Raw genomic sequence first — 1,684 nt, 5'->3', positions numbered from 1 at the left:
CGCCGCGCATCGCCTGTTCCGCCTCGGCGGCACGCTGGCCGCCCGCGGTCGCGGCGCCGCCGGCCTGCGCGCCAACCTGCGCCGTGCCGTCCAGGACGCCGGCGAGCGGGAGCAGGACGACCCCTGCGCCGCCGGGATGCGCTCCTACGCGCGCTACTGGTGCGACGCCTTCCGGTTGCCGGCCTGGGACGCCGAGCGGATCACGAGCACGGTGCGGACGGTGGGGGAGGAGCCCGTGCGCGAGGCCCTCGCCGCCGGCCGCGGCGTCGTCGGGGTGCTCGCCCACCTCGGCAACTGGGACCACGCCGGTGCGTGGGCGCAGCTGCGGCTGGCGCCCGTCGTCACCGTCGCCGAGGAGCTGCGCCCGGCCCGCGTGCACGAGCTGTTCCTCGCCTACCGCCGCTCCCTGGGGATGGTCGTGCTCGGGCACGCCGACCCCACGACACCCACCGCGCTGGTCCGGCGGCTGCGCGCCGGGGCCTTCGTACCGCTGCTCGCCGACCGCGATCTCGGCGGCGGCGGGCCGCGCGTGCGGCTGCTGGGGGAACCGGTCACCATGCCGGGCGGGCCCGCGGCCCTCGCCCTGGCCTCGGGGGCGGCGCTCGTGCCCATCGCCGTGCACCACGAGGACCTGCCCGCGACGCACCCGGCCGTCCGCCGCGGTGCCCGCCACGGCATCGTCATCACGTTCGGCGCGCAGGTCCACCCCCCGGCCGGTGCGACCGGTCGCGAGGGGCGCCGTCGCGCCGTGCAGGAGATGACCCAGGCCTGCGCCGACGCCCTCGGGGCCGCCATCACCGCCCACCCGGACGACTGGCACGTCCTGCAACCGCTCTTCGGCGCCCCGGCGGGGAGCGCGTCGTGAGGATCGGCGTGGTCTGCCCGTACTCCTTCGACGTGCCCGGCGGTGTGCAGGCGCACGTGCGGGACCTCGCCGAGCACCTCGGCGGCCGCGGGCACGTCGTCAGCGTCCTGGCCCCCACCGGGCAGACGGCCCGCTCGGCCGCCGCGCAGGGTCTCGTGCCCGCCGGCCGGTCGCTGCCCGTGCCGTACAACGGCTCGGTGTCCCGCATCGGCTTCGGGCCCGTGGCCGCCGGCCGCGTGCTGCGCTGGCTCGACGAGGGCCGCTTCGACGTCGTCCACCTCCACGAGCCGCTGGCACCCAGCACCTCCCTGCTGGCGCTGTGGGCGACCGGTGTCCCCGTGGTGGCGACCTTCCACACCGCCCTGGCCCGCTCGCGCGCCCTGCGGGCCGCCGGCCCGCTGCTGCAGCCGGGCCTGGAGAAGATCACCGCGCGCATCGCCGTCAGCGAGGAGGCCCGGCGCACCGTGGTCGAGCACGTCGGCGGTGACGCCGTCGTGATCCCCAACGGGGTCTTCGTCGACCGCTTCGCCGCAGCCGTCCCCCACCCGCCCTGGCAGGGGACGCCGGCCCGTCCCGTCCTGGCGTTCGTGGGCCGCCTCGACGAACCGCGCAAGGGGCTCGCCGTGCTGCTCGCCGCGCTGCCCGCGCTGCTGGCGCAGGTGCCCGGCCTGCGGCTGCTCGTCGCCGGTCGCGGCGGCCCGCACGCGGCCGGCCACCTGCTCGACGGGCGCACCGCCGCGCACGTGGAGTTCCTCGGCGGCGTCGACGACCGCGCCAAGGCCGCGCTGCTGCGCTCGGCGGACCTCTTCATCGCCCCCC

General features: G+C 78.3%; 2 protein-coding genes. Both read left to right on the top strand.

Going from position 1 to position 1,684, the window contains the following annotated elements; all coding sequences use genetic code 11:
- The coding region (locus ABEB16_RS01630) for a phosphatidylinositol mannoside acyltransferase (protein WP_345710533.1) at window positions 1–865 on the top strand (865 nt) is incomplete at its 5' end.
- On the top strand, window positions 862–1,684 hold an 823-nt coding region (locus ABEB16_RS01625), incomplete at its 3' end, for a glycosyltransferase family 4 protein (protein ID WP_345710532.1). The genes ABEB16_RS01630 and ABEB16_RS01625, both read left to right, overlap by 4 nt.

The sequence above is a fragment of the Kineococcus glutinatus genome (assembly GCF_039542765.1).
GTDB lineage: Bacteria > Actinomycetota > Actinomycetes > Actinomycetales > Kineococcaceae > Kineococcus_A > Kineococcus_A glutinatus.
Note: the sequence above shows the minus strand (reverse complement) of the source record. Positions and strands in the feature narration are given on the sequence as shown.